This window comes from Nocardiopsis sp. SBT366, from assembly GCF_001083815.1.
In the GTDB taxonomy this organism is placed as follows: Bacteria; Actinomycetota; Actinomycetes; order Streptosporangiales; family Streptosporangiaceae; genus Nocardiopsis; species Nocardiopsis prasina.
In genome coordinates, this window is the sequence record NZ_LAVM01000111.1 from 1 (window position 1) to 15,803 (window position 15,803).

Annotated in this window: 16 protein-coding genes; 5 read left to right on the forward strand and 11 right to left on the reverse strand. The window is 71.2% G+C overall.

Translation table 11 applies throughout. The features are described 5' to 3' along the window. Nucleotides 1-476: 476 nt before the first annotated feature. The gene (locus ADX84_RS23295) at nucleotides 477-806 is read right to left on the reverse strand and encodes a hypothetical protein (protein WP_049579184.1); all 330 of its coding nucleotides are present in this window, start codon (nucleotides 804-806) and stop codon (nucleotides 477-479) included. 295 nt (nucleotides 807-1,101) lie between these two features. On the opposite strand from ADX84_RS23295, the gene ADX84_RS23300 reads away from it, so the two are divergent. The 3 genes from ADX84_RS23300 to ADX84_RS23310 all read left to right on the forward strand — a co-directional run bounded on the left by ADX84_RS23300 (nucleotide 1,102) and on the right by ADX84_RS23310 (nucleotide 4,441). Next, nucleotides 1,102-1,992: an SGNH/GDSL hydrolase family protein gene (locus ADX84_RS23300; protein ID WP_234004173.1), complete on the forward strand. Its 891-nt coding sequence runs from the start codon at nucleotides 1,102-1,104 to the stop codon at nucleotides 1,990-1,992. Between the two features lie 229 nt (nucleotides 1,993-2,221). Further along, a complete protein-coding gene (locus ADX84_RS23305; RefSeq protein WP_049579187.1) occupies nucleotides 2,222-3,313 on the forward strand; it encodes a type I restriction enzyme HsdR N-terminal domain-containing protein in 1,092 nt (363 codons plus the stop codon). 126 nt (nucleotides 3,314-3,439) lie between these two features. Next, nucleotides 3,440-4,441, forward strand: coding sequence for a GNAT family N-acetyltransferase (locus ADX84_RS23310; protein ID WP_049579190.1), 1,002 nt, complete (start codon nucleotides 3,440-3,442; stop codon nucleotides 4,439-4,441). 21 nt (nucleotides 4,442-4,462) lie between these two features. Here ADX84_RS23310 and ADX84_RS23315 read toward each other — a convergent pair whose 3' ends face one another. Then, nucleotides 4,463-5,557, reverse strand: coding sequence for an ADP-ribosylglycohydrolase family protein (locus tag ADX84_RS23315; protein WP_199776677.1), 1,095 nt, complete (start codon nucleotides 5,555-5,557; stop codon nucleotides 4,463-4,465). A gap of 287 nt (nucleotides 5,558-5,844) precedes the next feature. On the opposite strand from ADX84_RS23315, the gene ADX84_RS23320 reads away from it, so the two are divergent. Next, nucleotides 5,845-6,678 (forward strand): MetQ/NlpA family ABC transporter substrate-binding protein, encoded by an 834-nt coding sequence (locus tag ADX84_RS23320; protein ID WP_049579192.1) that lies wholly within the window; start codon nucleotides 5,845-5,847, stop codon nucleotides 6,676-6,678. A 34-nt stretch (nucleotides 6,679-6,712) separates the two neighbouring features. On the opposite strand, the gene ADX84_RS25810 is transcribed toward ADX84_RS23320, so the two are convergent. The 8 genes from ADX84_RS25810 to ADX84_RS23355 all read right to left on the reverse strand — a co-directional run bounded on the left by ADX84_RS25810 (nucleotide 6,713) and on the right by ADX84_RS23355 (nucleotide 13,916). Continuing rightward, nucleotides 6,713-6,880 (reverse strand): alpha/beta fold hydrolase, encoded by a 168-nt coding sequence (locus tag ADX84_RS25810; RefSeq protein WP_234004175.1) that lies wholly within the window; start codon nucleotides 6,878-6,880, stop codon nucleotides 6,713-6,715. Further along, on the reverse strand, nucleotides 6,877-7,773 hold the full coding sequence (locus ADX84_RS23325) for a F510_1955 family glycosylhydrolase (protein WP_049579195.1): 897 nt from the start codon (nucleotides 7,771-7,773) through the stop codon (nucleotides 6,877-6,879). Before ADX84_RS23325 ends, ADX84_RS25810 begins: the two co-directional genes overlap by 4 nt. Nucleotides 7,774-7,856: 83 nt before the next feature. After that, a complete protein-coding gene (locus ADX84_RS23330) occupies nucleotides 7,857-8,510 on the reverse strand; it encodes a DUF305 domain-containing protein (RefSeq protein ID WP_049579197.1) in 654 nt (217 codons plus the stop codon). 113 nt (nucleotides 8,511-8,623) lie between these two features. Further along, entirely contained in the window at nucleotides 8,624-9,097 is a 474-nt protein-coding gene (locus ADX84_RS23335) for a hypothetical protein (protein ID WP_049579200.1), read from the reverse strand. A 120-nt stretch (nucleotides 9,098-9,217) separates the two neighbouring features. Beyond that, on the reverse strand, nucleotides 9,218-10,861 hold the full coding sequence (locus ADX84_RS23340) for a glycoside hydrolase family 10 protein (RefSeq protein ID WP_049579202.1): 1,644 nt from the start codon (nucleotides 10,859-10,861) through the stop codon (nucleotides 9,218-9,220). Between the two features lie 242 nt (nucleotides 10,862-11,103). Next, nucleotides 11,104-11,670: a type I-E CRISPR-associated protein Cas6/Cse3/CasE gene (locus ADX84_RS23345; RefSeq protein WP_049579204.1), complete on the reverse strand. Its 567-nt coding sequence runs from the start codon at nucleotides 11,668-11,670 to the stop codon at nucleotides 11,104-11,106. A 115-nt stretch (nucleotides 11,671-11,785) separates the two neighbouring features. Next, complete coding sequence (locus ADX84_RS23350; RefSeq protein ID WP_049579206.1) at nucleotides 11,786-12,736, reverse strand: GNAT family N-acetyltransferase; 951 nt, start codon at nucleotides 12,734-12,736, stop codon at nucleotides 11,786-11,788. 184 nt (nucleotides 12,737-12,920) lie between these two features. Beyond that, nucleotides 12,921-13,916 (reverse strand): iron-siderophore ABC transporter substrate-binding protein, encoded by a 996-nt coding sequence (locus tag ADX84_RS23355; RefSeq protein ID WP_049579208.1) that lies wholly within the window; start codon nucleotides 13,914-13,916, stop codon nucleotides 12,921-12,923. A gap of 371 nt (nucleotides 13,917-14,287) precedes the next feature. Between ADX84_RS23355 and ADX84_RS23360 the strand changes: the two genes are divergently transcribed. Further along, entirely contained in the window at nucleotides 14,288-15,226 is a 939-nt protein-coding gene (locus tag ADX84_RS23360) for a TauD/TfdA family dioxygenase (RefSeq protein ID WP_053107330.1), read from the forward strand. Between the two features lie 69 nt (nucleotides 15,227-15,295). Here the strand turns inward: ADX84_RS23360 and ADX84_RS23365 are convergent, their stop codons facing one another. After that, on the reverse strand, nucleotides 15,296-15,694 hold the full coding sequence (locus tag ADX84_RS23365; RefSeq protein ID WP_199776679.1) for a hypothetical protein: 399 nt from the start codon (nucleotides 15,692-15,694) through the stop codon (nucleotides 15,296-15,298). Between the last annotated feature and the right edge of the window lie 109 nt (nucleotides 15,695-15,803).

Below are 15,803 nucleotides of genomic sequence, written 5' to 3' on the forward strand. Positions count from 1 at the left end.
GTGGGATTCTCACCGACAGGGGAGGTTCTCGGGGACCAGGTGCTGGGGGAGCGCTTCCTGAACCGGGACGCCGTCCCAGGTAGCTCGGGAGCCGTATAGCTGAGTGCGGCCCGGATTCGGCCCCACCCCTGGACGACGGAGCGGGGTCGGCCGAGGCCGTAGGGGGAAGTGGCACGCCAGGCGCGGGGTTCCCCCTCGCTGAACGAGAGCGCCCCGTGCGTACGCCCAGGAACACCACCCCCACTGTCCCGAACGAGGAAGCCGCTGGGGGCTCCCGGGCCGCGTGCGGGGCGAAGCCCACGCTGGCGAACCCGTCGCCCACGGTCGCCGTCCGCCGACCAGTCTCGCCAGCCCCTCCGTCACCGTCTGCTCCCGAGGGGCCGGGGCCGTTCCCGGGAGGCCAGCCGCGCCCGGTCCTGGAGGACACCTGGTTCTCCCGGCCCCCCGGTCGCCCCGGGGGCGCCTGCGGCCTCGGGTCAGTCCTGCCCGAAGCGGTCCCGGGCCTCGTCCACGGCGGCGCCCATCGGGTCCTCCGCGATACCTCCGATGGTCTCCGCCTGCTCCTGGAACCCCTGGACGCTCTCGGTCACGTTGTCCGTGACACCCTCGGTCACACCACCCAGCGCGTCCTCGGCGACCTGGCCGTAATCCTGGCCCACCAGGTCCTGGCCGGTCTCCTGGAAGGTGCCCACGGCCTCCTCGGCCCCGCCGCCCACCTGGTCCAGGGTCTGGCTCACCCCGTCCGTGACCTGCTCCGCCGTATCGCCGAACAGACCCTTGAACCAGTCGATCACGTCACTGATCATCGCTCTTCGTTTCTTCCGTGGGCCAAGGCCCGGTTGGGAGTCGTATGCACCCTTCTACCCGCCCGGAGTAAGTACCCCGTAAGGGTTTCCAGCGCAGTGAGGGGCCACGGGGACCACCGTGACGCCCGCGTTCCGGCCCATCGTCACGGGACATGGAGGTCGCCGTCCCCACCTGCGCGAACGCCCGGCGGAAGGCATCGCTCTGATCACTCTCCGTGGTTTTCGCGCCCACGGGCCGATCCGGCTCGACATCATGTGAGAGCAGCGCCACACGACGACGACCAACGGAGGCCCCGTGGGCAGGCAAGGGTTCGGCAGGATCGCGGTGACCGCAGTGGTCACCGTGGGTGTGGGAATGGCTACGGCCGTTCCGGCCCAGGCGGAGGAAGGGGGAGTCGAACCCCTCGCCTACGTGGCGCTCGGCGACTCCGCGGCCGCCGGGCCACTCATCCCGGACCAGGACCCGAACCTCGCCTGTCTGCGCTCCGACCGCAACTACCCCCGCGTCGCCGCCGACGCCCTCGGCGCCGACCTCACCGACGTCACCTGCTCGGGCGCCAAGGTCTCCGACTTCGCCGGCCAGCAGTTCGGTTTCCTGCCCCCGCAGTACGACGCCCTGGACGAGGACACCGACCTGGTCTCCCTGACCATCGGCGGCAACGACGTCGAGCTGGTCGGCGCCGCGCTGAGCTGTGTCAACCTCCTGCGTGAACCGCTGGGGCGCTCCTGCGCGGACCGCTTCACCGAGGGCGGCACCACCGACCGCATCGCCGAGGACATCGACGCCTGGGAGCCCGTGCTCGCCCAGGCCCTGGGAGAGATCCGCGACCGCGCTCCCCAGGCGCAGATCGTGGTCGCGGGCTACGGCACCTACGTCCGCGAGGGCGGCTGCTGGCCGGTCCAGCCCGTGTGGGGCCGCGACGCCGACTACGTCCAGGGTTCGGTCAACCGACTCAACGACACCCTGGAACGCCAGACCCTCGCGCACGGCGGCACCTACGTCGACCTCGCCGCCGTCAGCGTCGGGCACGACGTGTGCGCGCCGCATGGCGAGCGCTACCTGGAGGGTCTGATCCCCACCAGCGTGGCCGCGCCGCTGCACCCCAACGCCCAGGGGATGGCCGCCTTCGGTGCCGCGCTCGCCGAGGCCGTGGGTGTTCCCGCGCAGCCGGACGAGGCCCTCTGACCAGTACGGACCCTCGGGTGGGACACGGCTCCGAGTTCGGGCCAGTCCCACCCGTTCCGCATTTCCGGCGTCGACGACGCGGATCGGGGAATTTCGTTTACCGGAAGCGCTGAAAAGCCGGAGATGATCATTTCTCCGAACAAAGGGCATAACGAATGAGTTTCTGGTCTCTTGTTGTACTTCCCCTGTTGCTAGTGTCTTCGCATCGAATTGTGGCGGAGGAGTGCGCATGGAATTCAGCGAGCGGATCGCCGCTGTGGCCGCGAAGGCGCGGCAGCAGCAGGACCTCATCGGAACCGAGGAGGCGACGAAGAACGCCCTGGTGATGCCGTTCATCTCGACGGTTCTCGGCTACGACGTCTTCGATCCCCGCGAGGTCGTCCCCGAGTTCACGGCGGACGTCGGCGTGAAGAAGGGTGAGAAGGTCGACTACGCCATCATGTGGGACGACGAGGTGCGGATACTCGTCGAGTGCAAGAAGTCGAATGGCTCGCTCACGGTCGAACACGCCTCGCAGCTCTACCGCTACTTCAGCGTCACCAACGCGCGTGTCGCGGTGCTCACCAACGGTGTCGTCTACCAGTTCTACACCGACCTCGACTCGCCCAACCGGATGGACTCCAAGCCCTTTCTGGTCCTGGACCTCAACGACGTCGACGAATCCCTCCTCCCGGAACTGCGCAAGCTCACCAAGGACGCCTTCGACCTGGAGTCGGTGATCAGCTCCGCCGAGAAGCTCAAGTACCTCGGGGAGATCAAGCGCACCTTCGCCGCCCAGTTCCAGGAGCCGGAGGACGACTGGATCAGGTTCTTCACCAGCCGGGTCCACACGGGCCAGTTCACCCGTCGCGCCCGTGAGCAGTTCGGCCCCCTGGTCCGGGAGGCCGGGGCCCAGTTCCTCAACGACCAGGTCAACAGCCGTCTGAAGTCCGCCCTGACCACAGGTTTCAGCCTTCCCGAGCCCGGCGGGGAGACCGACGGCGCCGAGGAGACCGACGAGGCGGAGGAGGTCGAACGCGGCGACGGGATCGAGACCACCCTCGAGGAACTGGAGGGCTACCGGATCGTGAAGGCCATCGCGTGCAGCGAGGTCAAGCCCCAGCGGGTCGTTCACCGGGACTCGAAGTCCTACTTCGCGGTCCTGCTGGACGACAACAACCGCAAGCCGATCGCCCGTCTGCACTTCAACGGCAAGTCCAGGAAGTACCTCGGCACGTTCGACGCCGCCAAGAACGAGACCCGGCACCTGCTGGGCTCCCTGGACGACATCTACCTCCACTCGGAGCACATCCGTGAGGCGGTCCGCTCCCACCTGGCCTGACCCGTGCGCCGGGGCGGCCGGAGCCTTTGCTCAGGCCGCCCCGGGACACGGCGAAAACGTCTGGCCCCCGCGGGGCCGCTCCGTGCATGATGTCGGGGCCGACACCACGCCTGGAGGTACCCGCCCATGATCGGTCGGATCGATCCGCACGACGCCCGCGCCTTCGACTCCTGGTACGAGGCCTACCGGGAGGCCTGGCTGGAGGGTCGGGAGACCGGGGGCGTCATCCCGCGCGAGGCCCTGCGCGGGGCGGTGACCGCCGAACGCGACGACGCCGCCCACCAGCTCCACGCGGACTGGGAGGGCGACCGGATCGTGGGCACCCTGAGGCTGGAACTGTCCCTGAAGGAGAACACCGAGTACGCCGACGTGTGCGTGACCGTGGCCCCCGACCGCCGCGGTCGCGGCCTGGGCGCACGTCTGCTGGCGGAGGCCGAACTGCGGATGGCGGAACTGGGCCGCACGGTCGCCGTCGCGGAGGTCCCCGTGCCGTCCGGGTGGTCGCGGCGGTCCTGGCCGGGATCCCGGTTCGCGCTCGGGCACGGTTTCACGGTGGGGTTGGAGGAGGACTCCCTCCTGCTGGACCTTCCCGTGGACCCGGAGCTTCTCGCCCGGCTGCGCCCGGACATGGGCGACTACCGGATGCGCGAGTGGACCGGAGCCTGCCCCGACGACCTGGTCGAGGCCTACGCCGACCTGTACACGGTCATGCAGCGGGACATGCCCTCCGGGGACATGTCGTACGTCCCCCAGGCCTGGGACGTGGAACGCGTCCGTGCGCTGGAGGCGCGGCGCGCGAGGGCGGGCACGGTCGCCCTGGTCACCGTCGCGCAGGCACCCTCGGGCGAACTCGCGGGCTTCACCGTCCTGTCCCTGGTGGCCGGGGAGGACGTCGTGGGTCAGGAGGACACCCTGGTGACGGGTGCGCACCGGGGCCGTCGTCTGGGCCAGGCGCTCAAGGTCCACAACCTGGAGCGCCTGGTACGCGACTTCCCCGACCGCCCGGCGGTGCGCACCTGGAACGCCGTGGGCAACGGTTACATGCGCGACATCAACGTGGCCCTGGGGTTCCGGGTCGAGGAGCGCCACCTCGAACTCGAACGCCGGGCCGGGGTCGCGGGGGGCTAGCTTCGTGCCCCGGTGACCCGGTCACCGCTCGAAGTGGGCCACGGTCCAGGTCTCGTGGGCGCCGTCGTGGTCCAGTGCGGCGGGAGGGCAGGGACCGTACTCCAGGGCGGCGTCGGCGGCCAGGCCGATCACCCGCTCCCGCACCTCCAGCTGGGACTGCCAGTGTCCGGGAAAGGCGTGCACCCCGTACCGGGCGCCGACCAGGTTCCCGCACAGTGCCCCGAGGGTGTCGCTGTCCCCCGAGTGGTTGACCGCCGACCGCAGCGCGGATTGGCCGATCCCGGCCGTGTTCGGGGCGCCGCCCTGGGCAGCGAGGTCCTCGGCGCGCAGGGCCACGCACACCGCCACCGCCAGGGCCTCCTCTGAGGTCCAGCCGTCGCCGAGTTCGGCCAGGTCCCGGGCGGTGGGCACCCCGGAGTGCGCCTTCGCGACGGCGGCGTCCAGCGCCCGTGAGACCTCGCCGTGGCCGACGCGCCCCTCCAACAACTCCCGGGCCCGGGCCAGGGAGTCGGCGATCTCGCCTCCGCGGACCAGCCCCCACACCGTCGAGGCGAACACACCGGCGGCCAGGTGGGCGGTTCGGTGACCGTGGGTCAGGGCCGCCACCTCGGTGGCCAGCTCGAAGGCGCGCTCGGCGTCCCCCGCACCGAACCCGCAGGGGGCCACGCGCACCACGGCGGCGCACCCCTTGGAGTTGTTGACCGGCTTCCACGCCCCGGTCTCACGCAGCGCCGCGACGGTGGCGGCCCCGTAGCCGCGTGGAGCGTGCAAGGGGTCGACGGTCGGACCCGACCGGGCGGGGTCGCGGTGGATCCGCGCCCAGTCCACGTAGGCCGTCCGGACCATGCTCACCGCGGCCCCACTGATCCCCTTGTTCCGTGCGCGCACGGAGGCCCGGACGAGGGCGTCGCAGGTGCGCAGGGTCAGCTGGGTCTCGTCCGTGATCGCGCCGATCCCGTAGGAGCCCTCGACGTACTCGGTCAGCCCCTGGGGGCCGTGGCGTTCCAGAATCTGGTCGAGCCCGAGGCCCTCGACGGGAGCGCCGAGCGCGTCCCCGATCGCGCCGCCGATCAGGCAGCCGGTCAACCGGTCAGGAAGGGGTGAGGGGGTACGCATTGCTGGATGCTAGGCGGCATCCTCCCCGCGTACAAGCCTGACGCGGCAGGGCTTTCCGGCCCACGGAGTGGTCCTTTCGCTCGGTGACCCCGCCGTGCGGCCCGCGCAAGCCGGTGTGCGATCCTTCAAGGGTTGACCATTGCCCTTCGGGCTGGTCAGGGCCTGTGCGGTTGGTCACGAGGACTGGGATTCCCGGTTATATCTGATTTAAGATCGGGTTAATAGGAAATGCGGGACCCTTCTCCCGTTCCCTGGAACCACCAGTCCGCAGTATGCAAAGGACCCTCATGCGCCGCGCCACCATCGCCGTCCCCGCCGCCCTGGCCCTCTTCGCGGTGACCGCCTGCGGCGCCCCCTCCGAGAACGCGTCGGCCCCCTCCGAAGACGCGGACACCCTCGTCGTCGGGGCCACCGCCGTCCCGGCCGGTGACGTCCTCGCGTTCGTCCAGGAGGAGCTGGCCGCCGACGCCGGGCTCGACCTGGACATCCGGGAGTTCTCCGACTACATCGCGCCCAACGCCGCCCTCGCCGAGGGACAGCTGGACGTCAACCTCTACCAGCACGAGCCGTTCCTGCTCGAGTACAACGAGGGCAACGGCACCGACCTGGTCGCCGTCGAGCAGATCTACCTGCCGCCGCTCGGCCTCTACTCCAACCACGTCGACTCCCTCGACGAGCTGGAGGAGGGCGCCGAGGTCGCGCTCCCCAACGACCCCACCAACGAGTTCCGTGCGCTCCTCCTGCTTGAGGAGGGCGGCCTGATCACCCTCGCCGACGGGATCGACGAGGCCACCTTCAGCCTGAACGACATCGAGGAGAACCCGCTCGACCTCGACTTCCGCGAGGTGGAGGCCGCGCAGCTGCCCCGCTCCCTGGACGACGTCGACGCGGCCATCGTCAACAACAACTACGCGCAGGAGGCCGGGCTGGACTTCGAGGAGGACTCGATCCTCCTGGAGGAGGTCGAGGGCAACGCCTACGTGAACGTCCTCGCGGCCCGCTCCGACAACGCCGACGACCCGCGCGTGGCCACCCTCGTCGAACTGCTGACCTCCCCGGAGACGGTCCGGTTCATCGAGGAGGAGTACCAGGGCAGCGTCATCCCGGCCGCCGCCGGATAGCCGGAGACCGGCGGACAGCGGACCCGGCCCGGGGTCACGGCTCGGACAGGAACGCGTCCAACGCGTCGAGCCAGGCCTCGGGCCGGTCCACGTGCGTCATGTGCCCCGTGCCCTCCACCATCACCGTCCGCGCGTTCGGCAGGTACGCCGCCGCGCTGCTGGGCTCCCGAGGCGGGGAACGGCACATCCTCCCGCCCGTCACCAGGCGTCGAAGGTGGCGCCCCCGTCCGTGGACCGTGCCACGAGGAGGTCGGCCACCACGATGACCTGGTCCTCGTCGGCGTGCAACGCCTCCGGCGTACCTGACAGCCCACCGGTGCGCTCCCAGCTCTCACCGGCGTCGTCGCTGCGGTACACGCCGCCGTCCACGGCCACCCCGAAGACCGTCGAACCCCCGGGGACCCAGTCGACCAGCGCCAGCGGGGGAGCCTCCGGCACCGCCGCGAACCCGGCTCCGCCGTCGGTGGAGCGCATCGGCCCCCGCGGCGTGGTGGCCACGACGGTCCGGCCGTCGTCCGAGACGGCCAGCGCGGACGCCTCCACCCCCGGGTCCAGGTCCCTCCAGTCGACCCCGTCCTCGGTCGCGCGCAGCGCGCCGTCGAAACCGACCACCAGGTCACCGGCGGAGGCCAGCGCGTGGAAGTCGGACTCTCCGGACAGGGAGAGAGCCTCCCAGCTGCGCCCGCCGTCGCGGGTCTCGATCAACCCCACCGGGTCCGGCATGTCCGTGTCCCCCTCCGGATGCCCGCTGGCCAGGTAGTGGCCGGGGCCCCGCACCGCGAACCCCATGAGGTCGATCGCGGGTCCGACGTGTGCCGGGACGGTCGCCTCCCGGGTGAGCCGGTCCGGGGCGGGCAGTGTGAACAGGCCCGCGTGCGAGGCCACCAGGACCTCCCCGGACTCCGGGTCCACCCCGGCGCCGTGCACGTGCTGGGCCTCGTCCGGCAGGGCGACGCCCACGGTGTTGGCCACACCGTCCCCCGCCTGGGCGCCAACGTCGTCGCCCCCTTCGGCGCAGGCGGAGGTGACGGTGATCAGTCCCGCCGCGGCCATCGCGGTGAGGACCCGTGTGCGGTGGTGCGTTCTGTCGTTCATTGCTCTCCAGGCTCTCGGGTCCGACCTCGGTTCCCCGCGGAGCGGGACCGGTGTCCGCGCACCGGCCCCGCACCCGCAGGACCTCAGTGACCCGAGTGGTCTCCGTCGTCGGTGGCCTCCGCGCCGGGGCCCTCTCCCTCGGAGCCCTCGGCCCCCAGCATCTCGTTCATCTGCCGGATCTCGGCCTCCTGGGCGTCGACGATCTCCTGGGCCAGCTCGCGGGCCTCGGGGTTGATCCCGTCGTCGAGCTCGGCACGGGCCATCTCCACGGCCCCCTCGTGGTGCAGCACCATGAACTCCAGGAACAGGGTGTCGAACCGGTCGCCCTCGGCGTTCCCCAGCTCGTTCATCTGCTCCTCGGTGAGCATTCCGCCCATGTCGGAGTGGTCCATGTCGGACCCGCGGCCGGCTCCCCAGGAGTCGAGCAGCGTCTCCATCTGTTCGATCTCCGGCCCCTGGGCGTCGCGGATCTCCACCGCCAGTTCCCCGACCTCGTCACCCGCACGGGTGTCGGCGAAGTCGGCCATGGTGACGGCCTGCTCGTGGTGGGGGATCATCATCCGCGCGAACACGACGTCCGCGTCGTTGGACTCCGCCACCTGCTCCTCGCTCTCCGACGTGGTGTCGGCGGTGTCGCCGCCCGCGTCACCGCAGGCGGTGGCGAACAGGGCGGTGGCGAGCGCGGCGGCGGCCGTGGTGAGGGCTCGCTGCTTCAGGGCACGCTGGTACGAGGTCATGTCGACCCTTCCTCCTGGGAGTCTCCTCGCCGCGCGGGAACCGGGTCCGGCGCGGCCGTCAGTGGCGCGTGGGCGCGGAGCCAGCACCACGTGTGCAGGGTCCGCGCGGGCATCTAGACGCGCAGCACCTGGAGTCGGGCCAGGGAGGGTTGGTCCGGGGTGGGGAAGGGCGGCAGGGGTGCGCGCCGGAACGGGGCGACGGGGTCGGCCGACGCCCCGGGCCAGCGCACGAAGGCGACGGCGGCCACTCCCAGCAACACGACCACGAAGGAGCCGAGGGTGAGGCAGACCGAGGTCGGGTCCAGATCGGGGAGCACTGAGGCCGTCGCGGACGCGTGATCGGCTCGGGCCGCACCGTCATGGGACGCCGTCGCGTTGTCCGTCGTGGTCCCGGTCGCGAGGGGCGGCGCGTGCGGGGCCTGCGTGGGCTGTGCGAGCTGGACCGTCGGGGAGCCGGTCGAGGCGTGCGCCTCGTGCTGGAGGTGGCCCAGGGTGTGCATGGCCGAGAACCCGAAGAGCAGCGCGGCGAACAACAGGACCCGCGTCCAGGCGAGCCCCGTGCGGCTGCTCGGCTCCGACGGCGACATGTGCGCCAGCGTACCCCTACCCCGCTGGGGTACGTCCGTGGGTCGGCCGAACCGTTCCCCAAGGCCACACGAACGCACGAGGGGCCCGGCACATGCGGTGCCGGGCCCCACGGTCAGCTCCTAGGGCAGGTACTCCGGTTTGCTCGCGCGGCTCTCGTGGTGCAGCCGGTGCACGGCGGTCACGTAGTACGTGGTGTCCGCGGACTGGGGCACCGTGTACGTCGCGGTGCCGTCGTCGCCCGCCCGCACGGTACCGAGCATGGCGCGCGGGTCCTCGATCCCGCAGGGGGCCTGGCCCCTGGCGGGCTGGCCGTCGAAGGCGTACACCGCGTAGTACGCGGGGGCCTCACCCGGGCCGGGCGCGATCTCCAGGGCGCCCTCACCGTTCGCGGTCACCCTCGGCGGGGCCGGGACGGTTCCGCCGAGGTCCTCCTTGACCGGGACCAGCGCCGGGCTGGAGTAGTGGTCCTCGACCACGATCTCCATGGCCTGGCGCGCGTTGGTGCGCAGCGAGGTGGCGCTGAAGTACACGTCCCCCTGCACCCCGGGGTGGTCGCGGTTGAGGTCCAGGTGCGAGGAGAGCTCGTTCGGGTCCTGCCAGGCACCCGCGTTGCCCACCTTGTAGGCGGCCTGCCCGACGTACAGGTGGGTGTCGGTACCCTCCGCCACCTCCTCCCACCAGGGGACGAGGACGGAGTAGTCCGCGACGGGCAGACCGATCTCCCAGTAGATCTGCGGGTTGATGTAGTCGAGCCAGCCCTCCAGCACCCACTTGCGGCTGTCGGCGAACTGGTTGTCGTAGGACTGGGAGCCGTTGGTGTCCGATCCGTTGGGGTCGGTGCTGGAGTTGCGCCAGATGCCGAACGGGCTGATGCCGAACTTCACGTACGGCTTCACGTCGTTCACCGCCTCGCTCATGCCCCGCACCATGAGGTCGACGTTGTCCCGACGCCAGTCCCCGATGTCGTCGAACGCGCTCCCGTGCTCGGCGTAGGTGGCCGCGTCCGGGATCACCTCGCCCGAGACCGGGTACGGGTAGAAGTAGTCGTCGAAGTGCACGCCGTCGAGGTCGTAGTTCTCGACCGAGTGCATCATCGCCTCGATCACGAACTCGCGCGCCTCGGGGACCCCCGGGTCGTAGTACAGCTTCCCGCCGTACTCGAACACCCAGTCGGGGTTCTGGCGGGCCGGGTGGTCCTGGACCAGGGCGTTGACGTCGTCGTGCATGGCCACGCGGTACGGGTTGTACCAGGCGTGGAACTCCAGGTTGCGGGCGTGCGCCTCCTCGACCGCGAACTCCAGCGGGTCGTACCCGGGGTCGCCGCCCTGCTCGCCGGTGAGCCACTCGGACCAGGGTTCGTACGGTGACGGCCAGAAGGCGTCGGCGGTGGGTCTGATCTGTACGAACACGGCGTTGAGTCCGTTGTCCACGGCCTCGTCGTACAGGTCGGTCAGGTCGGCCTGCTGCCGTTCCGGGGTCTGGCCCTGCGACGTGGGCCAGTCGATGTTCTGCACCCCGGCGATCCACTCGGCCCGCATCTGGTGTTTGGGCGGTGTGTCGGGGTCGGTCTCGCAGAGCGGCTGATTCACCGGCTCCGGCGCGGCGGCGGCCTGCGGGGCGTGGACCAGCGCCGCGGCCAGAGCCGCGGCGAGGGCTCCCGCGAAGAGCGCGGTCCGTGGGCGGGCGGGTGGTGCGGCGGTGCGGGGGAACGGAGCCGAGGTCTCGTGGTGTGTGGAGGGTCGGTTCCGGTTCGGGTACGCCAAGGTTGCTCCTTCAGGCTTGCGCCGCACGGCAGCCGGGGACACGGGGCGCCCCCGTCGGGCGCTCCGGTGCCCGTGTGCGACGGTCAGCTCGGGCTTAGGAGAAAACCTTCATGATTTGCCCGCCGATTGCAACACTCCTACGCGAGTTTGCGACAGATGGATGAAATGAGAACTGTTTCGTGGAAATCCCGTTACGGAGGTTTCCGGAGGCGCTCACCGATCCCGTCGGCCCCGACGACGCTCTAGGGGGTCTCCAACGGAGAGGTGAGGAGCAGACCCGCGCCGGTGGCGGTGCCCCCGCCGACGCCGTTCAACGCCAGCTCCTGGAGCGCCTCGCTGTCCCGGACCACGGCCTCCCCGGTGAAGTGGTGGCGGGCGGGACGACCACCCAGGCGCTTCCACTCCGCCGCCGTCACCTGGAGGGCCTCACCCAGCTTCTGGTCCAGCCACGCCTCGAACTTCTCCTCCGGCAGCGCGACCTTCTTGCTGCGCGGCTTCCCGCCCTCTTCGGAGGGTGCCACCTCGCGCTGAGCGGTCGGCGCGGTGACCAACTCCCAACGCACGGTCTCACCCTCCACGTGCCGGGTCATCGGCTGGATCGAGGCCGAGACCGCGCCGGGGATCTTGCCCCAGGCGGGGGCGGTGTCGGAGCTGACCACCAGCATGGTGGGGGACAGGCGAGTCCAGAGCACCCGGGCCTCGGTGCCGGGGGCGGGGGCGAGGGCCCTGCGCACGGCCTTGCTCATCACCGCCCACTGGTCCATTCCGGCGCTGCGCTGGGGGTTGAGACTGATGCGGGACAGGTACAAGGAGATCCGATCTGGGTCGTGCCGTGGTGGCGGGGCGCGGGCGCGGTGACGCGCCCGGGGACTCCAGCCTACGAGGGGCGGGCCGCTGGTCAGCCCGCCCCTCAGGCCTCCCGGATCAGTCCCAGGTCGTGTGGAGGACCCGTTCGGTGTCGACGTACCCCGTCCGCAGGAAGGAGTCGACCATCGGTGTGTTGTGCAGGTCCGTCGCGGCGCGGATCCGCGGGACCCCCAGGTCGGCGAGGATACGCGTGCCCTCGGCGAGCACGTCGTCGATGTACCCGTTGCCCCGGTGCTCGGGCACGATCGCGAGGTAGCCGATCACGGGGTTGTAGTCGTTGCGGGCTGGCGTGACGAAGCCGACGGGAGTCCCGTCGGGCAGGGTCGCGATCCGCCACCAGTCCCGGGGGCTGGTGTAGCGGGCCAGCTCGTCCGCGAACATGCGCTCGGACTCCTCGCGCGGGGTCGTCCGGGCCAGGTTGACTCGGCTGTGCTCGTCCAGGGTGCCGTCCAGGACCCGGGTCATCAGACCGAGGAGCTCCTCGGTGTCCCGTACACGGCGGAACCCGAGACGCCCGCTCGGTGGCGGAACCGGTGTTCCGGGGTGCCACTCCAGGCGGACCCGTTCCACGAGCAGGCGCGCGCCGTTCCGTTCCAGGGCGGTCAGCCGATCCCGGACCGGCCGTCCCGCCTCCGGGCGCGTACGCCAGTCGAGGGGGACGTAGCGGACGTGGTTCGGCGGGGACTGGCCCGGGGGAACGACCCGGGCCGTCGCGGTGAGCAGGAGCCGTTCGAGGTCGTCCACGCGGCTGGGGTCGCCGGACTCGTCGTCGACGTCGAGGACGTCCAACAGGAAGGGGGCGTCGTCGTCCGGGGAACCCCACCACGCGACTCGGGCGACGAGGCGGTCTCCACGCAGGGTGACCCACATCCAGCCGGGACGCCGTCGTCCGGCGTCGAGGTCGTCGGCGAACTCGTGGTTGAGGGTGTAGGGGAGCCGGTTGAAGAGGTCCAGCTCCGCGCGCCCGGTGATCGGGCGCAGGGTGAAGCGGTCGTTCTCGGTGGTCAAAGCACGCTCCGGTGGGAGGGCGCCCGAGGGGTCAGCGGTGCTCCGCTGGTCGGATGGACTCGGGCGCGGTGAGGTTGGCGCAGGTCTTCATCGCGTTATCCCTCCCTTTCCTTGACGTGGTGCCGACACGGTGCCGGGCCCCTTCCTACCGGACCGGGCGCCGCGCCGCACGCGAATTGACCGCCTAGGAGACGGCCTCGCCGATGCGCGGCGCCAGGTGCTCCAGGGCGTAGGGCACGGACAGCACGGAGTTGTAGGTGACCGCGCCGCGCTCGTCCAGGGAGGTGGTGACGACGGCGTCCTCGCGCACCACGTCGAGCGACTCGAACACGCTGGCGCCCTCGGTGATGTCGAAGTCCGCGTCGTCGCTCATCACCAGCAGCAGGTCGCCGTCGAGCAGGTCGACCCGTTCAGTGGACAGCTCCACGAAGAAGTCGTCCCCGCTGTCCCGCTCGCTGATCGGCTCGGGGATGGTGAACCCCAGCGACACGAGGAACCGGCCGCGGGCGTCACCGGGCAGGTAGGCACCGTACTTGCCGTCGTAGGGCAGGACGGCGGTCCCGTCGAGTCCCTCGAACCCGGGGTACTCGGCGCGCGCCTGCTCGAAGAGCTCGTCGGTGACGGCGTTGAGGGCGGCGCCCTCCTCGGAGCGCCCGAGGGCGGTCGCGATGATCTGTGTGGCCTCGTCCCGGGGCACGGTGTAGGCGGCCGTGCCCTCCGGCCGGGCGACCACGGGTGCGATCTGGGACAGGGTCTCGTAGGTGGCCTCGTCGAACCCGGCGGAGACGCCGACGATGAGGTCGGGGACGAGGTTGGCGATCTGCTCGACGTTGGGCTCGGAGTCGGAGTCGATCCGGGTCAGCTCCGCGTCGCCGACCAGTTCGTCGGTCCACGGGCCGAGCCCGGACTCGTAGAACGAGTAGCCCGTGTTGCCGACGGGCACGAGATCCAGCGCCAGGACCGCGTCGGCGTCCGTGACGCCGAGGGTGACCACCCGGGTGGGTTCCTCCTCGATGGTGGTGCTGCCGAACTCGTGCTCCACGGTCACGGGGAACGCGCCCTCGGCGGACCGGGAAGCGGCCTCGTTCTCGGAGGCGTCGTCGGAGGTCCCGCACGCAGTGAGGGGAAGCAGGAGGACCAGGGCGCACGCGAGTGTACGGGGGGCGGGACCGGGGGACATGGGACTCCGTTCAGCAAGGGCGAGGCGGGGGCTACTTTATCCCTGCTGGTCACGTGTGTGTGGGTTCGGGGTGGTTGACAGGGCGGCCCCCGGTGCCTCACCCTCGCTCCTATGGGAACCCCCTTGCAGAGCCGCCCGACCGCACGCCGGTCCGCGCGGGCCCGCCGCGGAACGCCGGGCCTGATCCTGCGCCGTGGCCGCCTGGGTTCCCCTCCACGCCGTTGACCCTCCGGGCCCCTGGCCCGTGACGTCCGGTGCGTCGATCCCCCTGCCTTCGGGTAGGGGTTGACCAGCGCTTTCCGTGATCACCCACCATGCTCCACACCCGACGATCCGCTTTGTCGTTATTTCCGACCAGAAAGGCAGGAAAAATGACCCTGACCGCCGACTCCGCAGCCACCCGGACCCTCCGGGAGTGCTCCGCAGTGGACACCGCCCTCGTCGAGGGGCCCCGCACGCTGAGCCGCCTCCCCGAGGGCGCCGTCTCCCGCCCCTACGAACTGTTCGAGGTCCGGCCGCTCGGGGCGCTCATCGGGGCGGAGATCCACGGGATCGACCTCCGGGACGAGATCGGTGAGGAGCTGCGCGACGAGCTCAACCGCGCGCTCCTGGAGTTCAAGGTGATCTTCTTCCGCGACCAGCCCATCGACTCCGCCCGCCAACAGGAGATCGCCCGCCTGTGGGGTGAGCTGGAGACCAACCCGTTCATCGAGCAGGGCGACGACGCGCACATCGCCCGGTTCGCCAAGGGCGAGGCCCCGCCCAGCTACGAGAACGTCTGGCACACCGACGTCACCTGGCGCGAGGCGCCCGCCCTCGGCGCCATCCTGCGCCTGGTGGAGGTCCCGCCGGTCGGCGGCGACACCATGTGGGCGGACATGGCCGCCGCCTACGACAACCTGCCCCAGGACGTCAAGGAGCGCATCGAGGGGCGCACCGCGGTGCACGACGTGATTCCCGGCTTCGTCCGGTTCCTGGACGAGGACCGCCTGCTGGAGTGGCAGGACCGCTTCCCGCCCGTCGAGCACCCCGTGGTCCGCGTGCACCCCGAGACCGGGCGACGCACCCTCTTCGTCAACGTCTCCTTCACCACCCGGATCGTGGGGATGGAGAAGGCGGAGAGCGACGAACTGCTGCGCTACCTCTTCCAGCAGGCGCACACTCCCGAGTTCCAGGTGCGCTTCCGGTGGGAGCGCGACTCGGTCGCCTTCTGGGACAACCGCGCCACCCAGCACTACGCGGTGAACGACTACCACCCGCACCCGCGCGTGGCCGAGCGCGTCGCGATCGTGGGCGACCGCCCCTTCTGATCCCGCACGGCCTGCTGACTCAGCACGGGCCCCGGTCATTCCGGGGCCCGCCGCCCCTCGGGCGGAACCTCACCGGGAGCCCTCAACACCGTCCCCGCCCTCATGGTGTGGCGCTCCGCCCTCCTCCCCGCTCGGCCCGTCCACGGGGCCGCGGACCGGGCGCAGGGTGAGGGTGACGCCGAGGGCGGCCAGCGCCACGGCCCCGACCAGCGCGTAGACGGGCAGGTACCCGACGAGCGACGAGGCGGTCAGGACGGCCCCGGCGACGGCGACCAGGGCGGAGGTCACGACGGACTCCGCGATCTGGAGGGCCGACCCGTTGCGGCCCTGGAGCTTCACCGGGGAGAGGGTCATCACCGTCGAACTGACGCGCGGCATGGCGATCCCCATGCCGACCCCCATCACGACGCAGCAGACGGCGGCCGCCGCGACGGGCAGCAGCCCGCCCACCACCAGGGCCGCCCCCACCGGGCCGCACACCACGAGCGCGGCCGCGAGGTACAGCGGTTCGGGGCGGTGCGGGTCCTCCGCGGACCGTCCCTGCCACCAGGAGCCGCCCGCCCCGCCCGGCGGTCAG